This window comes from Streptomyces sp. NPDC055966 (assembly GCF_042269865.1).
GTDB lineage: Bacteria > Actinomycetota > Actinomycetes > Streptomycetales > Streptomycetaceae > Streptomyces.
On record NZ_JBHJYK010000005.1, the window covers coordinates 249,453 to 271,981 of the forward strand.

General features: G+C 73.0%; 20 protein-coding genes. 7 read left to right on the forward strand and 13 right to left on the reverse strand.

From position 1 onward, the window contains the following. Positions 1-13: 13 nt before the first annotated feature. Together ACFC8N_RS13350 and ACFC8N_RS13355 are read right to left on the reverse strand one after the other, a co-directional pair. Positions 14-973, reverse strand: coding sequence for a hypothetical protein (locus ACFC8N_RS13350; RefSeq protein WP_356024232.1), 960 nt, complete (start codon positions 971-973; stop codon positions 14-16). Further along, entirely contained in the window at positions 970-2,520 is a 1,551-nt protein-coding gene (locus ACFC8N_RS13355) for an FAD-binding oxidoreductase (protein ID WP_376288171.1), read from the reverse strand. The genes ACFC8N_RS13350 and ACFC8N_RS13355 overlap by 4 nt, the downstream gene beginning before the upstream one ends. A 356-nt stretch (positions 2,521-2,876) precedes the next feature. On the opposite strand from ACFC8N_RS13355, the gene ACFC8N_RS13360 reads away from it, so the two are divergent. Beyond that, positions 2,877-4,073, forward strand: coding sequence for a cytochrome P450 (locus ACFC8N_RS13360; protein ID WP_376288172.1), 1,197 nt, complete (start codon positions 2,877-2,879; stop codon positions 4,071-4,073). A gap of 610 nt (positions 4,074-4,683) precedes the next feature. Here ACFC8N_RS13360 and ACFC8N_RS13365 read toward each other — a convergent pair. Continuing rightward, on the reverse strand, positions 4,684-6,147 hold the full coding sequence (locus tag ACFC8N_RS13365) for a dihydrolipoyl dehydrogenase family protein (RefSeq protein ID WP_376288173.1): 1,464 nt from the start codon (positions 6,145-6,147) through the stop codon (positions 4,684-4,686). Between the two features lie 229 nt (positions 6,148-6,376). Here ACFC8N_RS13365 and ACFC8N_RS13370 point away from each other — a divergent pair, with 229 nt between their 5' ends. Beyond that, complete coding sequence (locus ACFC8N_RS13370; protein ID WP_356024241.1) at positions 6,377-7,129, forward strand: SDR family NAD(P)-dependent oxidoreductase; 753 nt, start codon at positions 6,377-6,379, stop codon at positions 7,127-7,129. A 723-nt stretch (positions 7,130-7,852) separates the two neighbouring features. On the opposite strand, the gene ACFC8N_RS13375 is transcribed toward ACFC8N_RS13370, so the two are convergent. Next, positions 7,853-8,368, reverse strand: coding sequence for a DUF2231 domain-containing protein (locus ACFC8N_RS13375; protein WP_356024243.1), 516 nt, complete (start codon positions 8,366-8,368; stop codon positions 7,853-7,855). A 102-nt stretch (positions 8,369-8,470) separates the two neighbouring features. Next, positions 8,471-9,403: a LysR family transcriptional regulator gene (locus tag ACFC8N_RS13380; RefSeq protein ID WP_362820066.1), complete on the reverse strand. Its 933-nt coding sequence runs from the start codon at positions 9,401-9,403 to the stop codon at positions 8,471-8,473. A 182-nt stretch (positions 9,404-9,585) separates the two neighbouring features. Between ACFC8N_RS13380 and ACFC8N_RS13385 the strand changes: the two genes are divergently transcribed. The 3 genes from ACFC8N_RS13385 (at position 9,586) to ACFC8N_RS13395 (ending at position 12,412) form a co-directional block, all read left to right on the forward strand. Further along, the gene (locus ACFC8N_RS13385) at positions 9,586-9,888 is read left to right on the forward strand and encodes a muconolactone Delta-isomerase family protein (RefSeq protein WP_376288174.1); all 303 of its coding nucleotides are present in this window, start codon (positions 9,586-9,588) and stop codon (positions 9,886-9,888) included. Positions 9,889-9,970: 82 nt separating this feature from the next. Next, the gene (locus tag ACFC8N_RS13390) at positions 9,971-11,215 is read left to right on the forward strand and encodes a YbfB/YjiJ family MFS transporter (protein ID WP_376288175.1); all 1,245 of its coding nucleotides are present in this window, start codon (positions 9,971-9,973) and stop codon (positions 11,213-11,215) included. A 78-nt stretch (positions 11,216-11,293) separates the two neighbouring features. Continuing rightward, positions 11,294-12,412: a CapA family protein gene (locus ACFC8N_RS13395; protein WP_376288176.1), complete on the forward strand. Its 1,119-nt coding sequence runs from the start codon at positions 11,294-11,296 to the stop codon at positions 12,410-12,412. A 3-nt stretch (positions 12,413-12,415) separates the two neighbouring features. On the opposite strand, the gene ACFC8N_RS13400 is transcribed toward ACFC8N_RS13395, so the two are convergent. Continuing rightward, entirely contained in the window at positions 12,416-13,075 is a 660-nt protein-coding gene (locus tag ACFC8N_RS13400) for an alpha/beta family hydrolase (RefSeq protein ID WP_356024288.1), read from the reverse strand. A 168-nt stretch (positions 13,076-13,243) separates the two neighbouring features. Here ACFC8N_RS13400 and ACFC8N_RS13405 point away from each other — a divergent pair, with 168 nt between their 5' ends. Continuing rightward, complete coding sequence (locus ACFC8N_RS13405) at positions 13,244-13,663, forward strand: CBS domain-containing protein (protein ID WP_356024252.1); 420 nt, start codon at positions 13,244-13,246, stop codon at positions 13,661-13,663. A 95-nt stretch (positions 13,664-13,758) separates the two neighbouring features. After that, complete coding sequence (locus ACFC8N_RS13410) at positions 13,759-14,559, forward strand: GNAT family N-acetyltransferase (RefSeq protein ID WP_376288177.1); 801 nt, start codon at positions 13,759-13,761, stop codon at positions 14,557-14,559. 9 nt (positions 14,560-14,568) lie between these two features. On the opposite strand, the gene ACFC8N_RS13415 is transcribed toward ACFC8N_RS13410, so the two are convergent. The 7 genes from ACFC8N_RS13415 to ACFC8N_RS13445 all read right to left on the reverse strand — a co-directional run bounded on the left by ACFC8N_RS13415 (position 14,569) and on the right by ACFC8N_RS13445 (position 22,511). Beyond that, on the reverse strand, positions 14,569-16,212 hold the full coding sequence (locus ACFC8N_RS13415) for an FAD-dependent monooxygenase (RefSeq protein ID WP_376288178.1): 1,644 nt from the start codon (positions 16,210-16,212) through the stop codon (positions 14,569-14,571). Positions 16,213-16,297: 85 nt separating this feature from the next. Next, a complete protein-coding gene (locus tag ACFC8N_RS13420) occupies positions 16,298-17,140 on the reverse strand; it encodes a methyltransferase domain-containing protein (protein WP_356031765.1) in 843 nt (280 codons plus the stop codon). Positions 17,141-17,301: 161 nt separating this feature from the next. Then, a complete protein-coding gene (locus tag ACFC8N_RS13425; protein WP_376288179.1) occupies positions 17,302-17,949 on the reverse strand; it encodes a dTDP-4-dehydrorhamnose 3,5-epimerase family protein in 648 nt (215 codons plus the stop codon). An 82-nt stretch (positions 17,950-18,031) separates the two neighbouring features. Next, positions 18,032-19,141 carry a DegT/DnrJ/EryC1/StrS family aminotransferase gene (locus ACFC8N_RS13430; RefSeq protein ID WP_362820061.1) on the reverse strand — a complete coding sequence of 370 codons (1,110 nt, stop codon included), beginning with the start codon at positions 19,139-19,141 and terminating at the stop codon, positions 18,032-18,034. A 28-nt stretch (positions 19,142-19,169) separates the two neighbouring features. Then, positions 19,170-20,180, reverse strand: a complete 1,011-nt coding sequence (locus ACFC8N_RS13435; RefSeq protein WP_376288180.1) for an NAD-dependent epimerase/dehydratase family protein — start codon at positions 20,178-20,180, stop codon at positions 19,170-19,172. Beyond that, positions 20,177-21,616, reverse strand: coding sequence for an NDP-hexose 2,3-dehydratase family protein (locus tag ACFC8N_RS13440; protein WP_362820059.1), 1,440 nt, complete (start codon positions 21,614-21,616; stop codon positions 20,177-20,179). The genes ACFC8N_RS13435 and ACFC8N_RS13440 overlap by 4 nt, the downstream gene beginning before the upstream one ends. A gap of 67 nt (positions 21,617-21,683) precedes the next feature. Next, positions 21,684-22,511 (reverse strand): class I SAM-dependent methyltransferase, encoded by an 828-nt coding sequence (locus ACFC8N_RS13445; RefSeq protein ID WP_376288181.1) that lies wholly within the window; start codon positions 22,509-22,511, stop codon positions 21,684-21,686. Positions 22,512-22,529 lie beyond the last annotated feature (18 nt).

Here is a 22,529-nt window from a genome sequence, read left to right on the forward strand (position 1 = left end):
TGTGCCTCCTGGTTCAGATGCGCTCGACGGTGAGCCACATGTGCTCCTTGGTACGGAAGGTGCTGTCCCAGGCGGCCCGGCCGACCTTCCGCAGCGCGTCGATGTCGGCGGCGACGACCCGGCCGAGCACCGGAGCGCGCAGCGTCTCGGTGGTGGACCCGTACTGGACGACGAGCTTGTTGCCGGTGGCCTGGGAGAAGCGCAGCCTGCCCACGGGGGCGTCGCGGATGCGTTCCGTCACCGGTGTCGGGGCCACACTCACCAGCGGTGTCCAGGCGTACATGGACTCACCGGTCACGACCGCGTGGTCCTGCAGCACCGTGAACGGCAGAGCGCCGAGGAAGTCGTCGCACAGGCGGTCGTTGAGGTCGCGGCAGACCTCCGCGACGACCTCGACGCCCAGGGGCTCCCAGCGGAGCCGGACCGGCGCGCGCACCGAGGAGCCCTCGTCGCACGCGGGCGGCGGCGCCTGCGGCACGGCGGCGGGCGAGGCGGCGTCGTAGCGGTACGCCTCGCCGACGTGCCACGGGAAGTAGTGATGGGACCAGGCCGTGAGGCGGTTGACGTACGCGACGAACGCGGACAGCGCCGCGACGAGCCGACGGTGGTCGCGGACACCGGACTCGACCATCAGCCGGGCGTGATCGGCCAGCCGCTCGAAACCGTTGTACCGCAGGAACTCGCCGTACATGGGAACCCAGCTGCGCAGTACCGCCAGCGCGCTGTCCACGCCGATCTCCCGGTGGGTCACCATGCGCAGCGCCTGGTACAGGTTCATGGAGTAGTCGCGCAGGATCCCGTTCGCCAGATCCCAGGTGGTGAAGTACTGGCCGTACGAACCCGGTCGGTGGGGGAGTGCGCCGGTGCGCAGGGTGTGGATCTCCTCGGGTTCCCGAGCCAGCAGGTGTGCGGTCAGGGACCGCAGTTCGGACCAGGCCCGGGCCTCGGTCGTCTCGGTCGGCGTGGTGGTCATGGAGCCCTTCCTGTGTCGTGCGTGACCGGTCGGCCCGCGCGGGTCCGTGGGGGCGGGGTGTAGCGGCCGGCGATGACGTCGTCCGGATCCAGAGCTCGCTTGAGCGCGGAGACGGTGCGCCAGAAGCCGTCGTCGGTGCGCTCGATGAACGGGCCCGCCGAGTCCACGTCCAGACGCATCGGGTAGATGCCGCGGGCTTCCAGCCGTCGGTGCAGTTCGTCTCGCAGGGCATGGGCGCGGGACACCGCGCCGGGGCTGCGCCGGTCGAAGTAGAAGGGGAAGAAGCCGGACAGGGCCGTGGGGCCGATCATGCCGAACAGACACGCGGCCGTGATGCCGGCCTCGTCGGCGGCGGCCCGGACCTCCGCGACGCAGGCGGCCACGTGGGCTCCGGAGAACGGCAGCGTCACGTTGGCGCACAGGAAGCCGGGCAGCTCGCGGTCGTGGTCCAGGCCGGCCGTCCCGGGCGGGAAGGACTTTCCGGCGGACCGGGCGATGTTCTCCAGCGAACGGTCCGAGGGGGCGCCGTGGGCGAGGCGCAGCCGGGCTTCCAGCAGGGTGCGGTCCTCGCCGTCACGGGCCCGGAGATCGTCGTGCTCGGTGTCGAAGCAGTCCGTGCGGTGCACCAGGGCGCTCGTGCGGCGTCGCATCTCCCGGCCGGCCTCGGCCCTCAGCGCGCTGGTGCCGTAGAGAGTGATCTGTGCCTTCCAGGTGGCCCCTGTGCCGCGTCGGAAGAACCGGATGTGGGGGTCCATGCCGTCGGTGAGGCGGACGTAGCCGTTGATGACACTGTCCTCGCGAGCCTGGCGCAGCGCGTCGACGACGGCGGGCAGCCTGGCCTCGGCGGCTTCGAGCGTCAGCTCCCGGAAGGGCCGGGCCGGGTGCAGACGCAGCACCATCTTCGTGACGATGCCGAAGCTGGACTGCACGAACAGGCCGCGCAGATCAGGTCCCAGCCCCGGCGGATAGTGCTGGATCATGTCGCCGGACTCCCGCAGGTGCCACAGTCCGGTGCGCACCACCTCGCCGTTTCCCAGGGCCACCTCGACGCCGAGCAGGTCGTCGAAGCGCGCGCCGAGATGGCCGCCGCCGTGGTCGAGGACGTTGCCCACGATGCTGGTCTCCCGGCCGGCTCCGGTCACATTGAGTTTCAGGGCGCAGCCCAGACCCGTGAGGTGGTCGGCGAGCTGTCCTTGGGTCGTGCCGGGTTCGAAGACGGCGTAGCGGTACTGCGTGTTGACCTCGATGACGCGATTCATCCGCCCGAGGTCGACCAGCGCCACCGGCCCGCGGGGCGGCAGCGCCGATCCGAATCCCCAGTTGCGGCCGGTGCTGAGGGGATAGAGCGGCACTCCGGTCGAGCGGGCCACGTCGATGATGTGCCGTACGTCATCCGGTGCCGAAGGACGCAGCAGAGCAATGAGCTCACGGGGACGGTACTCCGACGTATTCATCTGATAGGCGGCGAGGACCTGCGCATCGGTCGAGACCGCCGTGGTGCCGAGTACGGCCCGCCAGTCGGCCACCGCACGGTCGATTTGTTGCATGCTTTTCGTAATCGGCCCTGCCCCCCTTTATATGACGGATTCCATGATCCGGGACGGGGTGGCGACTTGTCAAAGAGGCGAAATGGGCCGCACATGATAACGAGAGATTTTTATATGATGAGAGGTGGTCGAAGGTGTGCGTCATGGCCGGTGTTCGGTGCTGCTATATTCGGCGCGTGATGCGCGCGCGACGGCTTCAATATTATTTACGGGCCGGTCGGTGATGTGTCCGACGCGGTGCCAGGAATTGCTTTCTCAATCTATTTCCATGGGCGCGACCGGATTTAATGTTCCGGGAAATCCGAGAGAATTCGGCAGGAGGCGACATGCCAATGAACCCGGTTTCGGCAACGCGTTTGAGGACAGTTCCGTTCCTCGACGTCACTGATCCCGAATTCGACTTCCGCGGCCCGGAGGTGGCCGCGGCGCAGGCGAGCGACTGGTGGGCCGAAAGCCCGATCGGGCTCGTGGTCCTGCGCTACGCCGCGGCGCAGGAACTGCTGCGCGACCCTCGCTTAACGCAGTCCGGTGAGGCCTATCTGGCGATGAACGGAGTGCTCGACGGGCCGCTGTACGACTGGTACCTGCCGATGATCATCAATCAGGACGGCGAGAACCACCGTCGCCTGCGCGGCCTGGTGGGCAAGGCCTTCACCCTTCGGATGATCAACAACCTGCGGCCCGGCGTACGGGCGGCCGCGGAGCGGCTGGCGGACCGGCTCGCGGCCGCCGGCGCCTGCGACTTCGTCGCGGAGTACGCCGACCGCCTCGCGCTCGCGGTGCTGTCCGAGCTGCTCGGGGTCCCCGCGCAGGACCACGAGATCTTCCGCCGCTGGAGCACCGACATCGGCCTGGTGTTCAGCCTCGCGCACGGCGGGGACATCCGCGCCAGGGTCGAGACCGCGGTGAGCGAACTGAACGCCTATGTCGACGGCCTGATGGCCGACAAGCGCGCGAATCCGGGCAGCGATCTCGTGTCCGCCCTGGTCGCGACGGAGCCGGACGACGAGCACCTGAGCGTGGCGGAGCTGCGCAACTTCATCGTCGCCCTGGTGTTCGCGGCCCACGACGCCACGCTCCGGCAACTCGCCCACGCCATGGTCGCCTTCGCCGGGCACCCCGAGCAGTGGACCGTGCTCGCGCAGCGGCCCCGGCTGACGGACAAGGCGATCGAGGAGGTGATGCGCTGGTCTCCGACGACCACGACGGTGCACCGGTTCGCCACGACGGACTTCGACTTCCGCTCCGTGCGCCTGACCGCCGGCACGGTCGTCACCGTCGCGGTCGTACCGGCCCAGCGCGATCCCGCCGTCTTCCGCGACGGGCATCTCTTCGACATCACCGCTCCGCGCGAGGCACCGCTGCTCCAGTTCGGCGCCGGACCGCACCACTGCCTCGGCGCGGTGCTGGCCCGCGCCGAACTCGGCGAAGCCCTGCGCGCGCTCACCGCCCGCTTCGGCCCGCCCGTCGTCACCGACCGCATCACCTGGCGGCCCCCCATGGGCATCACCGGCCCGGCCGTCCTGCCCCTCCGCTTCGACCCGCGCCGGTGACCCACGGCCGGCGACCCCGTCCGGCCGGGCGGGCAGCAACACGTGGACCTCACGCCCTCGCCCCCGGGAACACCACCCGCAGGCTGCGCACCCGTCGGCCACAACTCGGAGAATCTCCGGCGGCAGCGAGCCCCGTGCCCGCTCTCCTCGGCGAGGGCGTGCGGGTCGCCGTGGGTCTGCTCGGCGGTCGCCATGAGCACCTGGGCCGTCTTCGCCGGGGTATGGCTGAGCCGACCGCGCACGGTAGCACCAACCGCTGCTGCGGCGGCAGTTCCTCCACCGCGCCCCAGATCCGTCCTGCATCGCGTGCCGGTCGATCAGACGCCCGGGGAACGACCGCTCCTGCTCGCGCAGGCGCCGTTCGTCGAGTCCGTCCCGGCCGGGGGTCTCCCGGGCGCCGCGCAGGCGCATGCGCGCGGCGTCCTGGGCCGCGTCCTCTGCAGTGGACCCCGCGCGGCGCGCCGATGGACCGGACGCGGTCGTGCGCCGGCCCGGATGCCCTTCCTCTCCTCAGGCCATGAACGTGAACCCGGTGCCCCAGGCGCTGGTGTTGCGGTTGTCGACCCGGACGGACTCCGGCATGTCCCAGCGGCCGCGGAGTCGTCGCCCGTCAGGAGACCGCCTTCTCCCGCTGGTACGCGGCCAGCAGGAACAGCCAGATCTCGCTGACGGTCGGGAAGGGGGCGATCGCGTGCCGGAGCCGCTTGAGCGGGACCTCGCCCGCCACCGCGATCGTCGCGGAGTGCAGCAGCTCGCTGACGCCGGAGCCGACGAAGGTCACGCCCAGCAGCACCTCCCGGTCCCGGTCGACGACGAGCCGGGCATGGCCCTGGTAGCCGTCGGCGTACAGGTTGGCGCCCTGGGCGGCGTTGAAGTCCAGGTCGACGGTCTGGACGCGGTGGCCCGCGGCGGCGGCCTGCTCGGCGGTCAGGCCCACCGCGCCCGCTTCGGGGTCGGTGAAGAACACCTGGGCCACGGCGTGCTGGTCGGCGGTGGTCGCGTGGTCCCCCCACGCCCCGTCGTCCAGCGGCCGGCCGGCCGCGCGCGTACCGATCGCGTCCCCGGCGGTACGGCCCTGGTACTTGCCCTGGTGGGTGAGCAGAGCACGGTGGTTGACGTCACCGAGGGCGTACAGCCACTCGCCCTCGACGCCCTGGACCAGACAGGTCGTGTCCACGTCCAGCCAGGAGCCGGGGGTGAGGCCGACCGTGTCCAGCCCGATGTCGTGCGTGGCGGGGGTGCGCCCGGTGGCGAACAGCACCTCGTCCGCCTCCAGTTCGCCGCCGTCGTCCAAGGTGAGCGTGACGGGACCGGCGGGGTCCGGGCGGCGCAGGGCCGTCACCTGTGCTCCGATCCGCACGTCCACACCCGCCTTCCGCAGGCCGTCCGCGACCAGCTCTCCGGCGAACGGCTCCATCCTCGGCAGCAGCCGGCGCCGGACCAGCAGGGTGACCCGAGAGCCGAGGCCCTGCCACAGCGTGGCCATCTCCACACCGACGCCACCACCACCGACGACCACGAGCCGGGCCGGCACCGTGCTGGAGTCGGTGCCCTGCCGGTTCGTCCAGGGCCGGGACTCCTCGATGCCCGGCAGGTCCGGCACCACCGGCAGGCTGCCGGTGGCGACGGCCACCGCGTGCCGGGCCGTGAGGGTCTGCCGCGCGCCGTCGTCCCCGGTGACGGTGACACGGCGGGGCCCGTCGAGCCGGCCGTGCCCGCGGAACAGGTCGGCGCCGATGGACTTGACCCACCGGGCCTGTCCCGAGTCGTCCCAGTCGGCGACATAGCGGTCGCGGCGGGCGAAGATGCCGCCGGTGTCGAGTCGGCCGGTGACGGCCTGGCGTGCGCCGTCCACCCGGCGGGCGTCGGCGACCACGAGGACCGGCCGCAGCAGCGCCTTGCTGGGGACGCAGGCCCAGTACGAGCATTCACCGCCGACGAGCTCCCGCTCCACGACGGCCACGGAGAGACCGGCGGCGCGGGCGTGGTCGGCGACGTTCTGGCCGACCGGCCCGGCGCCCAGCACGATCACGTCGTGGACGGAGGCTTCCCGGGGTGCCTGCGGTTCGCTCATGGTCTTCCTCGCCTCGTGGCCGGTGCTGCGGGTGAGCCGTGGACGGGAACGCGTCCCCGCCCCGCACGGGTCATGTAACCCCGGGGCTCGCGTCGTTCATCGCCGCTCGGCCAGACGGCTCACGAAGAACGGCCATAAGGAGTGCCTCCAGCCGGGCCGGAATCGCCGGACGGCACCGGCGCTTGAGGATGCACGCCACGACGCACACCACGACACGAAGGACGTTGGCATGGGTTCTGTTGATCTGGCCGGGCGCGTGGCTCTGGTGACCGGAGCGACCAGCGGCATCGGCGCGGCGACGGCCGAACTGCTCGCCGAGCGCGGTGCGCATGTCCTGGTCGCCGGGCGCGACGCGGCCCGCGGCGAGGCCGTCGTCTCCGGTATCCGGGAGCGCGGCGGCAAGGCGGACTTCGTCGCCGCCGAGCTGGCGGACGCCGAGTCCGCCCGGCGGCTGGCGCGGAAGGCCACCGACCTGGGCGGAGGGCGCGTGGACATCCTGGTGAACAACGCCGGCATCTTCCCGTTCGGGCCGACGGCACAGACGTCGCCCGCCGACGTGGACGCCGTCTACGACGTGAACGTGAAGGTGCCGTTCCACCTGGTCGCGCGGATCGCCCCGGCGATGGCCGAGCGCGGGTCCGGCGCGATCGTGAACGTCAGCACCATGGTTGCCGAGTACGGCGTCGCGGGGGTGGCGCTGTACGGCTCCAGCAAGGCGGCGCTGAACCTGCTGACCAAGGCGTGGGCCGCCGAGTTCGGTCCGCACGGGGTGCGGGTCAACGCCGTGGCGCCCGGCCCCACCCGCACGGGCGGCACGGCAGCCATGGGTGAGGACCTCGACGCCCTGGCCGCCCAGGCGCCGGCCGGGCGGCCCGCCGAGGCCCGGGAGATCGCCGAGGCGATCGCCTACCTGGCGGGCGACGCGGCGAGCTTCGTGCAGGGCGCCGTCCTGCCGGTGGACGGCGGCCGTACGGCCGTCTGACCCGCGCTCACCCTCGCGGCCCGCCCCCTCCACCGTGCGCTCTTGTGTTCGGGACCCGTTCCGGCGGTGTGCCCCCGCGACGGCCGTGGAACGGAAACAGCGTGACGGGCCCGTGCGGTACCGGCGCGGGGAGTGCGGCGAGGGGCGGGACGATGGGCGCGCGGCGGAGTGCGAGGGCGGCCCTGGTGGGGCTGGGCCTGACGGTGGCTCTCGCGGGCTGCGGATCGGGGACCGGGGCGCGAGGCGACGGCTCGGGGGAGGGGAGCAAGTCGTCGCCCGCGCAGATGGTTTCCCCGCCCGCCGATGTCGCCGCCTGCTTCGAGGGGCACTGCCGGATCCGTCTGACGGAGCAGCCGACGCGCATTCCGGTCGACGCCCGGTTCGGGATCGGCTCGCTGGAGGAGCGCCCGCAGTCCGGCGGTGTCGATGACACGGGACGGGACGGGATCGCGTTGTCGGCGAGCACTTGGTCCAGGTGTGCGGCGTGGCCCTGGCCGGGGTCGCATCCCCGGGCGTACGCATCCTCGCTGTGCGCGGCGGTCCCCGGAACAGCGGCGCCTGCTGCTCGCCCGGCTTCCGCATCCGCCGTCGGACCCGGTCGGCAGGGTGGCTACGGCGCTGCGCGCGGCGGCACTGGACAGCGATACGCCCGGCACGGAGTCTCCGTGCCGGGCGCATCGGCAGGCCGCCGGGCCGGTCAGGGCCGGGCGTGACCGCTGTGCGTCAGGAACCGTTCGCCGACTTGGTCGCCGTCTTCGTGTAGGCGTCGTGCCAGGCGGCCTTCGCGCCGGAGTCGCCGATCCGGTAGACGTCGACGACCGCGCCCACCGCCACGGCCAGCGAGAGCACGCCCACCACGATCCGCACGGGCAGGGCCGACCAGCGCAGGGCGCCCCCGCCCCGGCCGGACTCCGCCGCGGTGCGCCGCCCGGCCCACCACACGAGCGTCGCCAGCACGAACAGGCCCAGAGCCCATGGCAGCAGCCCGTCGCCCAGCTCGGTGTGCCGGCGCACGAGGGGGTCGGAGTCCACGTGCCGTTCGAGCCACTCACCGGCATGCGTCGTCAGCGGCACGCTCACCAGGGCGACGAAGGCCGCCAGCGGCAGCACCAGCCCCAGCCGGCGGGCGGCGCGCGGCCACACCGCGGCCGTGACCAGGGCCAGCGCGGTGAGGGGGATCAGCACGACGACCACGTGCACGAACAGGACATGTGCGGGCAGACCGTTGATCAGAGTCATCCAGGGGCTCCTGAGGGGGGGATGAGCGCGTCAGCCTGCCACAGCAGACTCTCAGTCACCTCTGAGCCCGCTCAGCCGCACGCACGACGGTGCGCGCGGGTGTCATGCCCGCGCGCGCCGGTACGGATCGCCCTCGGGCAGCCAGGCGCCCGGGCCGTGGATGCCGAGGTCGCCCACGCCGTCGCGGAGGGCGTCGACCACGGCGAGCACCGCGGACCGGGCCTCGTCGGCGCGCCACACCACCGACCAGGTCCAGTGGACCTCCGGTCCCACCACGGGGCGCCGGACCAGGTCCGGCGGGAGCGGATTCATCTGGCCCTTGGGGCAGTTGACGACCGGACGGTCACTGCGGCGCACGTGGTCGAAGAAGGCGGGGCCGGTGACGCCGCCGTCGCCGATGCGCACAGCACGCGCGCCCGTGTCCCTGGCCAGCTGCTCGGCGTAGACGTTCCAGGACGACCAGGACGTCACGTCGGCGTCGATGAGGACGGCGGTGTCCCCGGCCGCGACATCACCGGTGTCGGCACCGGCGGCGACGGCGTAGAGCCGGTCGGCGCCGATGAGCGCGGCCCGCAGACCGCGCCTCTCCAGGTCCTCGGTGCGCACCCAGCACACGGCCACGTCCAGGCCCCCCTCGGCGACCCGGGCCGCCTGGGTGTGGGAAGGGGCGACCCAGGCGTCCACATGGACCTGGGCCACCGCCGACGTGCGGGCGGTCAGGTCCGCCGGCAGCCAGTTGACGTATCCGAGCCGTACCGGTTCCGAGCCGGCCAGGGCACCCGCGTGGCGCTCCAGGTCCGCGGCCCGGGCCAGTAGGTCGCGCACCTGGGGGAGCAGCGCGGAGCCCGCCGGAGTGAGGGAGACCGAGCGGCGGTCGCGGTCGAAGAGGCGTACGCCGAGGTCGCGTTCGAGAACCTTGATCTGCTGGGAGAGGGAAGGGCCGGCGATCAGGAGCCGTGCGGCGGCCCGGCCGAAGTTCAGCTCTTCGGCGACCGCCACGAAGTACCGCAGTTGGCGCAGCTCCACGACGCTCATGCTACGGCCGGTAGGAGGCTCTGCCTATCAGAAGGGAGGAACCCGGTCGTGGCGCCCGGCCGGCGGCGGACGGACGATGAGGGAACGACGGTCCGGTGCCGGAGACCCGCGCACCTGGGCGCCGCAGCACCCGTGGCGCACCGGTCCGTGCCGGACGCCCCAGTGAACGGAGGAGCCGGACCATGCGAGAGTTCCTGGTCGAGATCACCACGACCGTCCCCGAGGGCACGAGCCAGGACGAGGTCGACCGCCGGCGCGCGGCCGAGGCGGTCCGCGCCCGGGAACTGGCCGCCGCCGGCCGTCTGGCACGGCTGTGGCGCCCGGTCGGCGAGCTGCGCAGCATCGGCATCTGGCGCGCGGCCGACGAGGACGAGCTGCACGAGAAGGTGCTCGGCACCCTGCCGCTGCGTCCGTGGATGACCCTCGCCGTCACCGCGCTGGAGCCGCATCCCAACGACCCCGGCCGCGGAGTCGGCAGCGAGTGACGCGTACGACACCTACGACACGCACGCCTTCCGATTCCCGTGTGGCCCTCGCGGCCCCGTATCGCCGGACGAGGACCCCTTCATGACCGTACGTCCCCTGCGCGCGGCCTCGCACCGAGGAAGCGGCTCCCTCCCCTCGCCCTGGGGTCATGTCGCCCGGGTCGCGACGGCGCTCGCCGCGGGGATGGGGGTCGGCCGGTTCGTCTACACGCCGATCCTTCCCCTGATGCAGGCCCGGGCGGGGCTCTCCGCGGGCGCGGGAGCCGACCTGGCCACCGCCAACTACGCCGGCTATCTCGTGGGCGCGGTCGCGGGCATCCTGTGTCCCGCGCTGGTGCGCTCACCCGCCGTCCTGCGCGTCTGCCTGACCGCCTTGGCCGGCAGCCTGGCCGCCATGCCCGCCACCCACAGCACCGCGATGTGGACGGTGCTGCGGCTGTCGGCCGGGGTGGCGAGCGCGCTGATCTTCGTCATCGCGGTCAGCTCCCTCCTGGGCCACCTGCGCGAGTACCCGGCCCACCTGCCCGGCTGGGGCTTCGGCGGTGTCGGAGCCGGCATCGCGCTGTCCGGCCTGCTCGTCCTCGCGGTGCGCTCCGTCGCCGACTGGCGGGCCGCCTGGTACGCGGCGGCCGCGCTCGCCGCGCTGCTGGGCGCGGCGTCGTGGAACCTGCGCCCCGAGGCCCCCGCGCCGGCGGCCGCGCACCCGGGCGGGGACCCGGCCGGTGCGGCACGGATGCGCACCCACCGCTGGTTCACGGCGCTGTTCGTCTCGTACACCCTGGAAGGCGTCGGCTACATCGTGGCCGGCACCTTCCTGGTGTCCGCGATCGAGCAGAGCACGCCGGGCCGGGTCGGCAGCGGAGCCTGGGTCCTGGTCGGGCTGGCGGCCGTACCGTCCTCGGCGCTGTGGGCCTGGCTCGGCCGCCGCCGGTCCCGGCCCGGCCTGTTGCTGGCCGCGCTCGTCGTCCAGGCGGTCGGCATCGCCCTGCCCGCCCTGACGACCTCGGCGGCGGCCGCACTGGTCTGCGCCGCCCTGTTCGGCGGGACCTTCATCGGCATCAGCACCCTGGCCCTCGCCATCGGGTCCCACCTGCGCTTCCCGCGTTCCGTCGCCCTGCTGACCGCCGGATACTCCGTCGGCCAGATCCTCGGTCCACTGGCCGTGGCACCCCTGCTCCGGCACGGCTACCACCAGGCACTGATGCTGGCCGCGGCCGTGGTCCTGGCCGCGGCCGCGGCAGCCGCCGTCCTGCGCATCGGCTTCCCGCAGCAGGTGACGCCGGCCCGGCCCACCCCCGCGGTCCGGGCGGGTGACCCGGCGCGGTGACCCCGGTCGCCCGGCCGTTCCCCGTCGGTAGACGTCCCGCAGCAACTGCGGGGGCTGCCGCCGTCCTAGGGTGGAGGTATGGGCGGCGGCACGGTGACGCTGTTCCTGTGCGGTGACGTGATGCTCGGGCGCGGCGTCGACCAGATCCTCCCGCACCCCGGAGACCCGGAGCTGCGCGAGGACTACGTCACGGACGCCCGGTCGTACGTCGAGCTGGCCGAGGCCGTCGGCGGACCCATCCCCGCGCCGGTCGATCCCGCCTGGCCGTGGGGCGAGGCGCTGCCGCTGCTGGAGCGGGCCGCCCCGCACGTCCGGATCGTGAACCTGGAGACGGCCGTCACCCGCAGCGACGCGTTCGCCCCCGGCAAGGCGATCCACTACCGGATGCACCCGGACAACCTCCCCGCGCTGACCGTGGCCCGGCCCGACGTGTGCGTCCTGGCCAACAACCATGTGCTGGACTTCGGCCGGCCGGGGCTGGAGGAGACGCTGGACTCGCTGACCGGTGCGGGCCTGCGCGCCGCGGGCGCCGGGCGCGACGCCGAGGAGGCCCGCGCGCCCGCCGCGGTCCCCGCCGGGCCCGGCCGCCGCGTACTGGTCTTCGCCCTCGGCGCGCAGTCCAGCGGCATCCCGTCCGACTGGGCCGCGACCACCGACCGGCCGGGCGTCGCCCATGTCCGCGAGCTGTCGGCCGCGGCCGCCGGGACCCTCGTACAGCGGGTGCGGGCCGCGCGGCGACCGGGCGACATCGTCGTCGTGTCGGTGCACTGGGGCGCCAACTGGGGCTACCACGTCCCCCCTGAGCAGGAACGCTTCGCGCACGCCCTGATCGACGGCGGTGTCGACCTCGTCCACGGGCACTCCTCGCACCACCCCCGCCCGGTCGAGGTGTACCGGGACCGGCTGATCCTCTACGGCTGCGGCGACTTCATCGACGACTACGAGGGCATCTCCGGCTACGAGCGGTACCGCGACGACCTCCGACTCGGGCACCTCGTCTCGGTGGACGCGGACACCGGGGCCCTCGCCGGGGCGCGGATGATCCCCCTGCGGGCGCGGCGGATGCGGCTGGAGCACGCCGGACCCGAGGACCGCGCGTGGCTGCGCGCGACCCTCGCCCGGATCAGCCACGGCGTACAGGTCGACGAGCGGCGCGACGGCACGCTCGGCCTCGTACCCCGGCCGGCCGCCCGGTGACCCTCACTCCGGCGGCGCCGCGCGCAGGCGCTCCGCGCACCACTCCCGGACCGTGTCGGCGACCTGCTCCAGCGCGCCGGGTTCCTCGAACAGGTGGGTCGCGCCCGGGATGACGCGCACGGCGTACGGGACCCGGAGGCGGCGCGCGGCCTCCTCGTTGAGCCGCAGCACCTCGTGGTCCTGGCCGCCGACGACGAGCAGGACGGGCGCGCGTACGGCGGGCAGCGCGGCGCCCGCCAGATCGGGGCGCCCGCCCCGCGAGACGACGGTCAGGACGCCCGCGGGGCGCTCGGCCGCGGCCTGGAGGGCGGCGGCCGCGCCCGTGCTGGCGCCGAAGAGGACGACGGGCAGGTCACGGGTGCCGGGCCGGGCGCCGAGCCACTCCATCGCGGCCACCAGGCGACGCCCCAGCAGCGCGATGTCGAAGCGGTGCTCGCCGGTCACGACGTCCCGCTGTTCCTCCTCGGCGGTGAGCAGATCGATCAGCAAGGTGCCCAGCCCGGACTCGCGCAGCGCGGCGGCCACGGCCTGGTTGCGCGGACTGTGCCGCGAACTGCCGCTGCCGTGCGCGAACAGCACCACGGCCGGCGCGGCGTCCGGCACCACCAGATCACCAGGGAGCGCGGCGCCGTCGGCGGGCACCACGACCGTCTCGGACATCATGGTCATTGGTCATCGACTTCCCCAGGGGACTACGACGGTTCTCGGCCGTCTCCTGCGACTTCCTGCACCTCTCAGGTACCCCGGCGCACGTCCGGCTACCGATTGAAAGCCCAACAGGACATCGCGACGTACGCGGGTGCACGCTGGCTGGGGATGGAGGGAACAGCGATGACTACTGCGAAGGACATCATGCACCCGGGTGCCCAGTGGGTGCCCCGGTACGAGACGCTGGACCGCGCGGCACAGCTGATGCGGGACCACGGAGTGGGCGCGCTTCCGGTCAGCGACCCCGAGAACGGTGACCGCATGTGCGGCATCATCACCGACCGTGACATCGTGGTGAAGTGCGTGGCCGCGGGTCACGACCCCGCGAAGGTGACGTGCGCGGAGATCTGCGAGGGCACACCCCGCTGGATCGACGCCGCCGCCGACATCAAGGATGCCCTGCGGGAGATGGAAGGCCGCCAGATCAAGCGTCTGCCGGTGGTCGAGAACAAGCGTGTGGTCGGCATGATCAGCGAGGCCGACATCGCCCGGAACCTGAGCGAGGGACAGCGCGCGGAGTTCGTGCAGCGGGTGTACGCCTAGAGCGACCACGTGGTCGTCGATGGTGTCCGTGCCCGGCACCGACGGGTCGGTCCCGTCGTTGGGCCTGGTGACCGTGGTGTCACCGAGGAGGCCTGATGAGGGATCGTACGGAAGCCATCGAATCCATGGAGCAACTCGCGCTGGTCTGGCGCGCGATGGTGCTCGACCGGGACCCGCACGCCGATGTGCGGGACCTTCCGGGCATCGCCGTGCGCTGGGCCGACTCCCGGTTCGCGTTCTGGAACTGCGTCACGCTCACCGAGGTCGACGCGGACCCGGCGCTGCTCGGCCGACGCCTGGTCCAGGCGGCGGACATCATGCGCGCCAAGAAGCAGCCCGGGTTCCTGTGGCTGTTCGACGACCTCCTTGGCGACGAGGCGCGCGCGGGAGTGCGGTCGGCGGCCGAGAAGGCGGGCCTCGCCTACGGCTTCCCCGGTACGGGCATGGCCGGAGACCTCCTGCCCGTCCCCGAGCCGTCCCACCCCGACCTGACCTTCGCCCGCGTCACCACGGAGGAACAGCTCCGGGCGTACGCGGACCTGAACTCACGCGCCTACGGCTTCCCGCTGGAGCACGGCCGTGACGGGCTCCTCGGCTCCACGCTGTGGAAGAGCCGGGTGCACGCCTACCTCGGTCTGCGCGACGGCGTCCCGGTGACCTGCGCCGGCACCGTGGAGGCCGACGGCCGGCTCTTCGTCGCACTCGTCGCCACCGCCCCGGAATGGGAGCGGCGCGGCTACGGCGAGGCGGTGACGCGCAAGGCCCTGTACGAGGGCGCCAGGGCGACCGGGCTGACCCGGGCCACCTTGCACGCTACGGCGGCCGGTGCGCCCGTCTACCCCCGCATCGGCTTCCGGCCGAACTCGCCGATGGGCTTCTACGGCCTGAAGGTGTGACGACACCCCCTAACCCCCCTTGCCGGTGAGCACGGCCTCGGCCCGGTCGCCGCGCACCGTGTCGACGAACGCCCCGGGGTCGTCGGGAAGTTCGTCGCCGCGCCAGGCCACGTGGCCGTCCGGGCGGACCAGCACGAAGGACCGTTCGTAGAGCGTGGCGGCCGCTCCGCCCGCCCCGGCGTGGATCGTCAGCGGAACGCCCCGGCCGGCGAACGCACGCTCCACGTCCGGGAGCCGGCCCGCCCCGGCGAAGCACAGCAGGGCGAAGCCGCGCCCGAACAGGTCGAGCGTGGAGGTGGTGGCGTCCCACCAGGTGTGCGCGGCGCGGTAGCCGGGCTCGCTGCCGGGGCGCCAGTCCGGGCCCGGCTTTCCGTGGCGTACCGGCACCCGGGGGTCCTCGATGATGGCGGGCGAGCGGTAGCGCAGTCCGAAGTGGATCTCCGGGGCGTCGAACTCCCGCTGCGCGCCGCTGTCTTCCAGCACCCTGGCCGTACGGCTGCGGGCCAGCTCGCCCTCCGGCCCGTCCAGGTGGATCTCGGGCGGCACCTGCCTGCGCATGGTGCGCTGCAGATTGACGTTGGCCTCCTTGAGGCTCGCCACGGCGATCGGCCGGCGCTCGGCGTCGTAGGTGTCGAGGAGCGACTGTCCGGCCCAGCCGTTCAGGGCGGCGGCGAGTTTCCAGCCGAGGTCGGCGGCGTCGCCGATGCCGGTGTTGAGCCCGAAGCCGCCGGAGGGCGACAGCGTGTGCGCGGCGTCGCCGGCGAGGAAGACGCGCCCGGCCCGGTACCGGTCGGCGACGCGGTGGGTGAGGTGCCACTCGCCGTCGCTCAGCAGCTCCACCGGGGTGTCGAAGGCGAGGGCGTCGCGGATCAGCGTCACCGGGTCGCAGCGGTCGGCGGTGTCGCCCGCGGCCACCACCAGGTTGTACAGGTCACTGCCGTTGAGCGAGCGCATGGGGAAGCGCAGCGTGGACGACAGCATGAGGAAGTAGACGAGCGCAGCCCGGTCGCCGAGCCGCTTGTTGAGTTCGGGGGCGCGGAAGAGGATGTTGCGGAACACCTGGGTGCGGTGGCGCGCCGGCGCGTCGATGCCGCAGGCCTGGCGGATCGGGGAGGAGGCGCCGTCGCAGGCGACCAGATAGCGCGCCCGGACCGTGCCGGTCGTGCCGGTGGCGTGGTCGGTGACGTCGGCCGCGACGTGGTCCTCGGTCTGCCGGACCCGGTCGACCGTCGTCCGCAGCCGCAGGGGACCGTCCGGATGGACGCCCACGGCCCTGGTCAGCACCGGGTTCAGCCAGTGGGCCGGGCACATCTGGTCCGGCTCGGGGGTGTGCGTGAAGGCGGGCCGGTTCCCGGCGGTGCCCCGGCGGTAACGGTAGACCTCGTGGCCGCCGACCCGGGTGACCCAGGCGATGTCCAGGGGGTGGTCGGCCGGCCAGCCGGCGCCGCGGACGGCGTCCGCGACACCCCAGCGGCGGAACAGCTCCATCGAGCGCGGGCCGATCGTGCTCACCTTGGGGTGCCGGACCTGTCCGTCACCGGCGTCGATGACCAGGCAGTCGATCCCGCGGTACGCCAGGTCCAGCGCGAGCGCCATTCCGACGGGGCCGCCGCCCACGATCAGCACGTCGGTCCGCTCGTCGGAACGCGTCATGTCCTGCCTGCCTTTCGTGCGTGGGTCCGTTCCCGGTGGGGCGGGCGTGTCGGGCGGCCCGGGGCCGGCCGCCCGACACGCCGGATCAGGGTCGTTCCGCGCTGGCCAGCAGGCAGCCGAAGGTGTCGACGCCGGCCAGGTCGGCGGGGTGGAACGCGTCCTCGGAGAAGGCGAAGTTGCTCTCGACCATGGCCTCGGGACGCTCGTCGGGACGCGCCGTCTTCAGCAGTTCGTGGCCGGTGCGCAGGGTGGTCTGCTCCGTGACGTCGAGCACGGCGCGCGGCCGCAGGCCGGAACGGCGCAGCAGCCCGATGTAGTCGTCGAGGTCCGCCATGGTCGCCATGAGGTCGCGGCAGAACTTCTCGACGCCCGGGTGCCTGGCCTGCCCGCGCGGGCCGCGGTCGAACACGTCGGTCAGGACGAGCCGGCCGCCGGGGACCAGCACACGGCCGATCTCGGTGAGAACGCGCTGCCGGTCGGGCATGTGGCAGAGCGACTCCAGCGCCATCACGGCGTCGAACGACCGGTCCGGGAAGGGCAGTCGCATCGCGTCTCCGTGCCGGAACACGGCCCGGTCGGCCACCCCGGCCTCGGCCGCCAGCCGGTTGGCGGTCTTGATCTGCTCCTCGCTGATGCTGATGCCGGTCACCCGCGCACCCGTGCGGTCCACCACCCGCAGACCGGGACCGCCCACCCCGCAGCCCAGGTCGAGCACATGGGAGGTGGCGTCCACCTTCAGGTGCTCGATGAACACGTCGGTGAGCCGGTCCATCGCCTCCTCGATCGTGGCGTCGGAGTCCGGGGTGTCCCAGTAGCCGATGTGCACGTTGGTGTTGAAGGTGCCGTCCTTCATCGCGTTCAGCGTCAGCTGGTCGTACAGCTTGCCGACGGCTCCCGGCACCGGCAGGGTCTGGGCGGAATCGGTCATGGCTGTGGCCTTTCTGATCGGGGCTGGTCGGGATCCACGAGATCGGCGCTCCGCCAGCATCGGGCCGCGCGGGCGGCCGGGCGGCACGGCGGAGGAAAACCCGCTCATTCACGCGGGGGGCGCGGGCCGGCTCCACCACGACCGGGTGAGCCGGACCTCGCTCACCCCATGCGTGCCCGGGACGGTTGGGGGATGTGATCCGTGCGCGGGTGGGACCACGCGGCCTCGATCTGCGCGCACCGGGCGTGGTCCGGCAGCAGGCCCCGCTCGTGCGCCTCGGCGAGCGTGGGCGCCGCCCGGTCCCGGTCGGACAGGACCGGTTCGGCCACCCCGGTCAGGGGCAGCCCGAGGGCCGGGTCCAGCACGGACAGGGCGAGTTCGTGCTCCGGTACGTAGCTCTCGGAGAGCAGGTACGACATGACGGTGTCGTCCTCCAGCGCCACGAACGCGTGCCCCACCCCCACGGGCAGATACGAGGCGCGGTGGTCCCGCTGGTCCATCAGCACCGCGTCCCAGCGGCCGAACGTGGGCGAACCCACCCTGATGTCGACCACGATGTCCAGGGCCCGGCCGCGGGCGCAGTACACGTACTTCGCGGTGCCGGGCGGGGTCACGGTGTAGTGGATCCCGCGCACCACACCACGCCGGGACACACTGTGGTTGGACTGCGCGACGCGGAACAGCGGACCCCCGCGCGCCTCGGTGAACGCCTGCTGCTGGAACGGCGAGAGGAACAGGCCCCGGTCGTCGGGAAAGACCCGCGGGGTGAACTCGATGGCTCCCTGGACGGCGAGTACGCGTGCTTTCATGTGCGCTCTCTCGTGGCTCGGTGTACGTCTCGGTGTACGGCTCGGTGAACAGCTGGGCGGAGTACGGGAGTTCGGCGGGGCGTCACAGCGTGCTCAGCACCTCGCGCAGCGCGTGCACGACCTTGTCCTGGAGGTCCTGGGGGAGCGCCGGGTACATCGGCAGCGAGAAGATCTCGCCGGCCAGCGCCTCGGTGACCGGGAGCGAGCCGGTGGCGTAGCCGAGGTGGGCGAACCCGGTCATGGTGTGCACCGGCCACGGATAGCTGATGTTGAGGTGGATGTCGTACGCCTTGAGGCGTTCGACGATGTCGTCGCGCCGGGGGTGGCGCACGACGTACACGTAGTACACGTGGTCGTTGCCCGGGGTGGTGCGCGGCAGCCGCAGTCCGGTGCCGGCGAGGCCCTCGGCGTAGCGCCGGGCGACGGCCCGGCGGCCCGCGATGTAGGCGTCGAGCCGCCTCAGTTTGCGGCGCAGGATCTCCGCCTGGACCTCGTCCAGACGGCTGTTGTGGGCGGGCGTCTCCAGCGTGTAGTAGCGGTCCTCCATGCCGTAGTGGCGCAGCCGCCGCAGCCGGGCCGCCACGTCCTCGTCCGAGGTGAGCACCGCGCCGCCGTCGCCGTACGCGCCGAGGACCTTGGTCGGATAGAAGGAGAAGGCCGCCACGGCGCCCGTCGTGCCCGCCAGGGTGCCGCGCTGCCGGGCGCCGTGGGCCTGGGCGCAGTCCTCCAGCACGGCCAGCCCGTGCCGGTCGGCCAGCTCCGTCAGCGGTGCCAGGTCGGCGCACTGGCCGTACAGGTGCACCGGCAGCAGGCAGCGGGTGCGTTCGGTGATCGCGTCCGCCACCTGGGCGGTGTCCATGAGGAAGTCGTCCTCGCGGACGTCGACGAAGACGGGAGTGGCGCCCGTGGCGTCGATGGCGACGACGGTCGGTGCCGCCGTGTTCGAGACCGTGATCACCTCGTCGCCCGGTCCGACGCCCAGGGCCTGGAGCCCGAGCTTGATCGCGTTCGTGCCGTTGTCGACTCCGACGCAGTGACCCACCCCGTGGTAGGCGGCGTACTCCTCCTCGAAGCCGCGCACGCTCGCGCCGAGCACGAGCTGCCCGGAGGCGAAGACGGTCCGTACGGCGTCGAGGATGTCCGGATGCTCGCTCTCGTACTCCGTCAGGTAGTCCCAAACACGTGTGGTCATGTCCTGCCAGCCTTTCCGGAAACGGATGTCAGTGCTGCTCGTCCTGCTGCCGGGCCAGGGCGTCGACCGTGCGCCGCACCCCTTCGGGCAGGGAGATGCGCGGGTGCCAGCCGGTGGCCGCGCGGAACGGGGCGGAGTCGATCGTCACGCTGCGGAAGTCCGTCACGGGCGCGTGCGCGGGCGGCTCCACGCACTCCACCGCGACCGCGCGACGCCCGGTGCGCTCGGCCACGGTCCGCGCGATGAGCCGGAAGGCGTCGCCGAGCGCGTCGCCCCGGCCCGCGCCGATCAGATGGCGGCCGCCCACCAGCGCCTCCGGGCGGTCGAGCGCGGCCGTGAACGCGTCGGCGACATCCTCGACATGGACCAGATCGCGCCGGACCGTGCCGTCGTGCCACATGGTCAGCGGCCGGCCGGCGAGCGCCTGCCGCACCATGGCCGACACCACGCCGCGGTCCCCGGCACCGCCCGCTGCGCCCTCCCCGAACACCGTGGGCAGCCGCAGCCCGACACCGCGCACCCGGCCCTCGGCCGTCGCCTTCAGCAGGATCTGTTCCGCCGCCAGCTTCTGCCGGTCGTAGGCGGTCTGCGGACGGTCGGGCTCGCTGCCGTCGAGCGGCTCCCGCGGCGGCACGCCGACCTGCGATGCGGCACCGCCGTACAGCACCAGCGCGGGCGGCCCGCCGGCGTGCCCCGGGCCCCGTGCGCCGAGCACGTCGACGAGGTCCCGCATCACGCCCACGTTGACGCGTTCGGCCGCCGGATCCGACTCCGCCGCCCGCCAGCCGCCGTCCCCCAGCAGCAGATGCACCACCACGTCCGCACCCGCGACCGCCCGGGCGAGCTCCGCGCGGTCGGTGACGTCGGCGGTGACGACGGTGGTCTCGGCCGGGCCGGGGACGACGGGACTCGGCCTGCGCGCCACGGCCCGCAGCCGGACCGGGCGCGACGCCAGCGCGCGCAGGACGGCCGAACCCACGAAGCCCGAGGCACCGAGCACGCTGATCAGCGGGGCGGGGGCCGGTGCGGTGCCCGTCATGTCACGTCCCTTCCCGGCGGCCGCGCCGCGACCGCGTTGAGGCAGGCCAGCAGGGTGCGGGCCTGCACGTTGAGGTAGTGCCCGTGCCGGGTCAGCGCCCGGAGCTGGGCGGGGGTGGCCCAGAAGAAGCCGGGGGGAGGGTCGAGCGGGGCCTCGGCCGCGCCCGCGTCCACGGCGAGATAGCGGCTGCGGGCATGCAGGAAACGCCCGCCCTCCTCCGACTGGATCGCCTGGTAGCGGATGCGCGACGGGTCGGCGCCCAGGACCGTGTCGAGGAACGGCGGCCGGTCCGCCACCGGCAGATGGGCGTAGTTGCCCGGCGTGCACTGCACGGTCGGGGCCAGCTCGACCGTGTCCAGGAACCCGCCCTCCGCACGGGCGTTGACCAGCACGTGCGCCACCCCGCCGAACTCACGGACGAGGAACGCCGCGACCCCCGGACCCACGGGTTCGAGCAACGGCTGGGTCCAGTTGACGTTCTCGCGGTTGCTGCCCCGCACGGAGACGGCGACCACCCTGAAGTAGCGGCCGTGTTCGTGCTCGATCGCCTCCACCCCGTGCTTCCAGCCGCGCACGGCGGCGAGCGGAATGCGCTGCGCGCGCACGTCGTGCCGGGAGCGCTCCCCGGTGAACCAGGACAGCAACCGCCCGTCGGAGTGCAGCGCACCGGGCGCCGTGTCCGGGTACGGGACACAGGACAGCACGCTCCGCGCGTTCATGTTGATCAGGTCGTCCTCGTGCAGCAGAGCGGCGATCTGACCGAGGGTGAGCCAGCGGAAGTCGGCCGACGCGGCGACCTCGCCGGTGGTCTCCACGACCATGTTGCGGTTGCACTTGTGGAAGAACCACGAGCCCTGCTCCGACTGGAGGACGTCGACGACGACCCGGTCGGGATCGGGCCGCACGAAGTGGTCGAGGAGCCGGACGTCCGTACCCCGGTGCGCCCGGGTGTAGTTGCTGCGGGTGGCCTGCACGGTGGGGGACAGCTGGAGCAGATTGCGGTTGCCCGGCTCCATCTTGGCCTGCATCAGGAAGTGCAGCACCCCGTCGAACTCCTTGGCCAGGATGCCCAGGATGCCCACCTCGGGCTGTCTGATGACCGGCTGCTGCCACTCCCGGTGGGGCCCGTCGCCGTGCGGCCCGTCGTGCTCCACCACGTGCAGGCCCTCGACCGTGAAGAAGCGTCCGCTGCGATGCACGAGATTGCCCGTGCCCCGCTCGAACCGCCACTCGCCCAGCTCGCCGAACGGGATCCGCTCCACCCGGAACTCGCCCGCCGCCCGGCGCTCGGCGAGCCAGGCGTGCACCTCCTCGGTCCGCAGCTGCGCCCCGCGGTGGGTCGCCGCCGACACGGCGATACGGTCGATCAGCCCCGGGTCCTCGCGGGGACGTACGGCGGCCGGAGAGGCGGCAGGGGGGCCGAGACACGACGACATCGAAGAACTCCCTGTCTGCGGACGACGGAGGCGGGCAACAGAGGTGGGTAAAGGGGTGGGCAGCGGGTCAGCGCCGCTGCGCGGTGATCAGGAGGTAACCGGCGTGCGGGTGCTTCCCGAACGCCTCCAGCAGGTCCGCCGCGGCGCCGATCCGTGCGGCGGCGGGCTCGGCGAGCATCGCGGCGATGTCCCGGAAAGCGGCCGCACCGTGTCCGTAACTCGCCCGGACCTGTTCGCCGATGTCCGTCAGCTCCAGCAACTGCCATCCGGATTCGGCCAGTTGTGCCCGCTGCTCGTCGGGCGTGCTGATCCTGGCGATCTCGTACACGTCCAGCATGCCGTCCAGTACGGCCTGGTCGTCGCCGGTGAACGGCAGCCGCCGGCACAGGTCGGCGACCACGAGCCGGCCGCCGGGGCGGACGACCCGGTGGAGCTCCGTCAGGGCGGCCGTCTGGTCGGGCATGTGCAGCAGCGACTCGATCGCGAAGGCGCCGTCGAAGAAGGCGTCCTCGAACGGGAGCTTCATGGCGTCCGCGAGCTGGAAGGAGACCCGGCCGCAGGCCTCGGAACCCGCCGCCGACTCCGTCGCCTGGACGACCTGTTGGCTGCTGACGGTGACACCGGTCACCCGCACCTCGTGCGCCGACGCGATGCGCAGGGCCGGGACGCCGTTGCCGCAGCCCACGTCGAGAAGCCGCTGCCCCGGCCGCAGGGCGAGACGGCCTGCCACGAGGTCGGTGAGCTGGTGGGTGGCCTCGACGACGGAGATGTCCTGGCCGTCCTTCCAGTAGCCCACATGGATGTTGCCGCCCAGGGCGTTCGTGGTGCCCGCGTCGGCGAACGCGTCGTACGTCTCGCCCACGGACTCGGGGGTGGTGTCGGTCTGCTCGGGCACGGTTGCCTTCCTTTCGTC

Bases quoted from the DNA above. Each gene is read 5' to 3' on its own strand.
- ACFC8N_RS13350 (WP_356024232.1), bottom strand. From the start codon at position 973: ATGACCACCACGCCGACCGAGACGACCGAGGCCCGGGCCTGGTCCGAA.
- ACFC8N_RS13355 (WP_376288171.1), bottom strand. From the start codon at position 2,520: ATGCAACAAATCGACCGTGCGGTGGCCGACTGGCGGGCCGTACTCGGC.
- ACFC8N_RS13365 (WP_376288173.1), bottom strand. From the start codon at position 6,147: ATGAGCGAACCGCAGGCACCCCGGGAAGCCTCCGTCCACGACGTGATC.
- ACFC8N_RS13370 (WP_356024241.1), top strand. From the start codon at position 6,377: ATGGGTTCTGTTGATCTGGCCGGGCGCGTGGCTCTGGTGACCGGAGCG.
- ACFC8N_RS13375 (WP_356024243.1), bottom strand. From the start codon at position 8,368: ATGACTCTGATCAACGGTCTGCCCGCACATGTCCTGTTCGTGCACGTG.
- ACFC8N_RS13380 (WP_362820066.1), bottom strand. From the start codon at position 9,403: ATGAGCGTCGTGGAGCTGCGCCAACTGCGGTACTTCGTGGCGGTCGCC.
- ACFC8N_RS13385 (WP_376288174.1), top strand. From the start codon at position 9,586: ATGCGAGAGTTCCTGGTCGAGATCACCACGACCGTCCCCGAGGGCACG.
- ACFC8N_RS13390 (WP_376288175.1), top strand. From the start codon at position 9,971: ATGACCGTACGTCCCCTGCGCGCGGCCTCGCACCGAGGAAGCGGCTCC.
- ACFC8N_RS13395 (WP_376288176.1), top strand. From the start codon at position 11,294: ATGGGCGGCGGCACGGTGACGCTGTTCCTGTGCGGTGACGTGATGCTC.
- ACFC8N_RS13400 (WP_356024288.1), bottom strand. From the start codon at position 13,075: ATGATGTCCGAGACGGTCGTGGTGCCCGCCGACGGCGCCGCGCTCCCT.
- ACFC8N_RS13405 (WP_356024252.1), top strand. From the start codon at position 13,244: ATGACTACTGCGAAGGACATCATGCACCCGGGTGCCCAGTGGGTGCCC.
- ACFC8N_RS13410 (WP_376288177.1), top strand. From the start codon at position 13,759: ATGAGGGATCGTACGGAAGCCATCGAATCCATGGAGCAACTCGCGCTG.
- ACFC8N_RS13415 (WP_376288178.1), bottom strand. From the start codon at position 16,212: ATGACGCGTTCCGACGAGCGGACCGACGTGCTGATCGTGGGCGGCGGC.
- ACFC8N_RS13420 (WP_356031765.1), bottom strand. From the start codon at position 17,140: ATGACCGATTCCGCCCAGACCCTGCCGGTGCCGGGAGCCGTCGGCAAG.
- ACFC8N_RS13425 (WP_376288179.1), bottom strand. From the start codon at position 17,949: ATGAAAGCACGCGTACTCGCCGTCCAGGGAGCCATCGAGTTCACCCCG.
- ACFC8N_RS13430 (WP_362820061.1), bottom strand. From the start codon at position 19,141: ATGACCACACGTGTTTGGGACTACCTGACGGAGTACGAGAGCGAGCAT.
- ACFC8N_RS13435 (WP_376288180.1), bottom strand. From the start codon at position 20,180: ATGACGGGCACCGCACCGGCCCCCGCCCCGCTGATCAGCGTGCTCGGT.
- ACFC8N_RS13440 (WP_362820059.1), bottom strand. From the start codon at position 21,616: ATGTCGTCGTGTCTCGGCCCCCCTGCCGCCTCTCCGGCCGCCGTACGT.